Below are 3,445 nucleotides of genomic sequence, written 5' to 3' on the forward strand. Positions count from 1 at the left end.
TGTAGATAGCCACTCAACATGCTGACGAACGGGCAGTGTTGTGCCATTGATGATGTTGATGAGGAAGAGTTCACAAGGCGGTAATTGATCTTCGGGGTACTGGGCGGCACCGTGATCATGTTCTGAACATGATGACGGCCCTCCCGCTCGTTTGGCGGCGTCCGGGAGGGCCGTGCGAGCGCCAACGGAGGGCGCTTTGATCACGGTAGAGGTGACAACTTCGGTTGTCGAACAGCGCCTGGTCGAGGGCGAGTTGTCGTGTCCGGACTGCGGCGGGGTGCTGGCCCGCTGGGGCTGGGGCCGGTCGCGGAGTCTGCGGGGTCTGGGCGGGGTCGTGGTGGTGCGTCCGCGTCGGGCGAGGTGCCGCTCCTGCGAGGCGACGCACATCCTGCTTCCGGTGTTGTCGCTGGTCAGACGCGCGGACACGGCGGAGGTCGTCGGGGCGGGACTGGAGCTCGCGGCGGCCGGCTGGGGCTGTCGGCGGATCGCCGGGCGGCTGGGCAGGCCGGTGACGACAGTGCGGGGCTGGCTGCGGTGCTGGTCGCGTCGGGCGGTCCGGGCGGCGGCCGTGTTCACCGCGTGGCTGGTCGCGCTGGCGGACGATCCGGCGTCGGTGCTGCCCGCTCCGGCCGGGACGGCGGTCGCGGACGCGGTCAGCGCGGTGACGGGATTCGCGTTCGCCGCGAGGGCGAGGCTCGGGAAGTTGAAGGTGCCTACCTGGTTGCTGGTGTCGGCGGCCTGCCACGGCCGCCTGCTGGCGCCGGGCTGGCCGCCTGCCTGAGTACCTAAACGATCAACACGAGTTCACCCTGACGAAGATCGTCGGGGGCGGCTCATCCTGGCGGCTGGCATGTCCACAGCCGTTTCAGGAGGGCGCCGGATGGCGTTGGTCGATGAGGAGGAGCGACGGCGGGCCGAACGGGCCCACCAAGTCGCCTTGTTCCGTTACCAGTTGATCCGTGAGGCGGCTGACGCTGCCCTGAGCCCGCGCCAGCGCGGGGCGATGGTCCGCGCGATCGCCGCCCGGATGCACACCGATCCGTTCGGGAAGCCGGTCAAGATCACGCGGGGGACGGTGGACCGCTGGCTCAGGCTCTGGCGCGAGGGCGGTTTCGACGCTTTGTTGCCGCCGACCAGGCAGGTCACCCCGCGCACGCCGGAGGAGGTCCTGGACCTGGCCGCGGCCCTGAAGCGGGAGAACCCGTCGCGGTCGACCGCGCAGGTGGTGCGGATCCTGCAGCAGCACCTGGGCTGGGGCCCGTCCTACCGCACCGTCCACCGGCACCTTCAGCGTCTCGAACTGCTGACCCGCCCGGACGGGCAGGCGCCGGAGGCGTTCGGCCGGTTCGAGGCGTCCCGCCCGAACGAACTCTGGGTGGGCGATGCTCTCCATGGCCCGAAAATCGCAGGTCACAAGGCATATCTGTTCGCGTTCGTGGACGACAACAGCCGGGCCGTGGTGGGGCACCGCTGGGGCGGCGCCGAGGACAGCGTCCGCCTGGCGGCGGCGCTTCGGCCGGCGCTGGCCGCCCGCGGCGTCCCCGAAGGCGTCTACGTCGACAACGGCTCCGCTTTCGTGGACTCCGCCCTGCTCAGGGCATGCGCGAGGCTCGGGATCAAGCTGATCCACTCGACGCCGGGGCGCCCGCAGGGCAGGGGCAAAATCGAACGATTCTTCAGAACAGTCCGGGAACAGTTCCTGGTCGAGGTCGACACGGAGAAGGTCACCGACCTGGCCATGCTGAACAGGCTTTTCACCGCCTGGGTCGAACAGGTCTACCACCGGCGGGTGCACTCCGAGACGGGGCAGCAGCCGCTGGAACGCTGGCTCGCCGGGGCGCCGTTCCCCACGCCGACACCGGACGCGCTGAGGGAGGCTTTCCGCTGGTCGGAGCTGCGGAAGGTCGCCAAGACCGCCACGGTCTCGCTCCAGTCCAACACCTACAACGTCGACGCGTCGCTGGTCGGCCGTCAGGTCGAGCTGGTCTTCGACCCCTTCGACCTGACCGACATCGACGTCCGCTTCGGCGGCCGCTCGTTCGGCAGGGCCGTCCCGCACCAGATCACCCGGCACGCGCACCCCAGGGCCAGGCCCGAGACCCCGGCCGCGGTCCCGCCGGCGCCGACCGGGATCGACTACCTGCGCCTGATCGACACCGAGCGCACGAAGGATCTCGGGCAGCGGATCAACTACGAGGTGTTCCTGCCCGGCCAGGCCCAGCCCGTCGAGGCCGTCGACCTGACCGAGGAAGGCTCGTGACCAGCCAAAACCCGGTCCAGGACCGGCTCGACGAACTCGACGGGCAGGAGGCGTCCGCCCGCGTCCTGCTGGAGCGGACCCTCCGCCTCGCGGGCCGCAGGCTCGACCACCGCCGGCCCACCGGCCCGGCTCTGCGGCTCGCGGTCGGATTCCACCGCCGGGCCGAACACGCGGCGGCCGAACTGGCCTGCGCGATCGCCCACTTGGAGAGGACGGACGGACGTTGATAGACAAGCTGACCGCGCACTGGGGTTTCACGCGGATGCCGTTCGGCAAGGACCTGGCCCCCTCGATGCTGCACCGGCACTCCTCCCACGCCCAGGCCGTCGCCCGGATCACCTGGTGCATCGGCGAACGCGCCCTGGGAGTGATCACCGGTGAGGTCGGCGCGGGCAAGACCGTCGCGGTCAGAGCGTCGCTGGCCCAGCTGGACCACCCCCGCCACAAGGTGATCTACATGGCGAACCCCGCGGTCGGCGTCGCCGGGATCCACCACGCGATCGTCACCTCACTCGGCGGCGTCCCGCGTCCGCACAAGTCCACGCTGATCCCGCAGGCCACGGACCTGCTGGCCACCGAGAACAACGAGCGGGGCCGCGTCCCCATCCTGATCATCGAGGAGGCGCATCTGCTCGACCACGAGCAGCTGGAGGCGATCCGGATGCTGACCAACGATGAGATGGACTCCTCCAGCCCGCTGGCCTGCCTGCTGATCGGGCAGCCGACCCTGCGGCACAAGATCAAGCTCGGTGTCCTGGCCGCCCTCGACCAGCGGATCCAGGTCCGCTACAACATGCCGTCCATGACCGGCGAGGAGACCTCCTCCTACCTGGTCCACCACCTCGCGCTCGCCGGCCGCAGCGACACCCTCTTCACCGACGACGCGATCACGCTGATCCACGACACCGCCCGCGGCTACCCCCGCGCCGTCAACAACCTCGCCGTCCAGGCCCTGCTGTCCGCCTACGCCGAAGGCAAGCCCATCGTCGACGAGCACAGCGCACGCGCCGCCGTCGCCGAAGTCACCGCCGAATGACGTCCGCGCCCACCATCGGCACCCTCAACATCCCAGTGACACCATGAAGATCAAACAGCCCGCCGGAACCCCACCGGCGGGCTCTTCTCATCCCCGAACATCACCATCGTGAGTGGCAAACCCGTCACGATTTTGAATGGCAACCAACA

At 69.6% G+C, this 3,445-nt stretch carries 4 protein-coding genes; all 4 read left to right on the forward strand.

What is annotated here, in order from left to right:
• The first annotated feature begins 211 nt into the window (after nt 1-211).
• The 4 genes from ACIRD7_RS43200 to ACIRD7_RS43215 all read left to right on the forward strand — a co-directional run bounded on the left by ACIRD7_RS43200 (nt 212) and on the right by ACIRD7_RS43215 (nt 3,296).
• Entirely contained in the window at nt 212-781 is a 570-nt protein-coding gene (locus tag ACIRD7_RS43200) for a helix-turn-helix domain-containing protein (RefSeq protein WP_403461560.1), read from the forward strand.
• Between the two features lie 99 nt (nt 782-880).
• Nucleotides 881-2,260 carry a DDE-type integrase/transposase/recombinase gene (locus ACIRD7_RS43205; RefSeq protein WP_403461562.1) on the forward strand — a complete coding sequence of 460 codons (1,380 nt, stop codon included), beginning with the start codon at nt 881-883 and terminating at the stop codon, nt 2,258-2,260.
• On the forward strand, nt 2,257-2,487 hold the full coding sequence (locus tag ACIRD7_RS43210) for a hypothetical protein (RefSeq protein WP_403461563.1): 231 nt from the start codon (nt 2,257-2,259) through the stop codon (nt 2,485-2,487). The genes ACIRD7_RS43205 and ACIRD7_RS43210 overlap by 4 nt, the downstream gene beginning before the upstream one ends.
• Nucleotides 2,484-3,296: an ExeA family protein gene (locus ACIRD7_RS43215; RefSeq protein WP_403461564.1), complete on the forward strand. Its 813-nt coding sequence runs from the start codon at nt 2,484-2,486 to the stop codon at nt 3,294-3,296. The genes ACIRD7_RS43210 and ACIRD7_RS43215 overlap by 4 nt, the downstream gene beginning before the upstream one ends.
• Nucleotides 3,297-3,445 lie beyond the last annotated feature (149 nt).

Source organism: Streptomyces sp. NPDC093568, assembly GCF_044764945.1.
Taxonomy (GTDB): Bacteria; Actinomycetota; Actinomycetes; order Streptomycetales; family Streptomycetaceae; genus Streptomyces.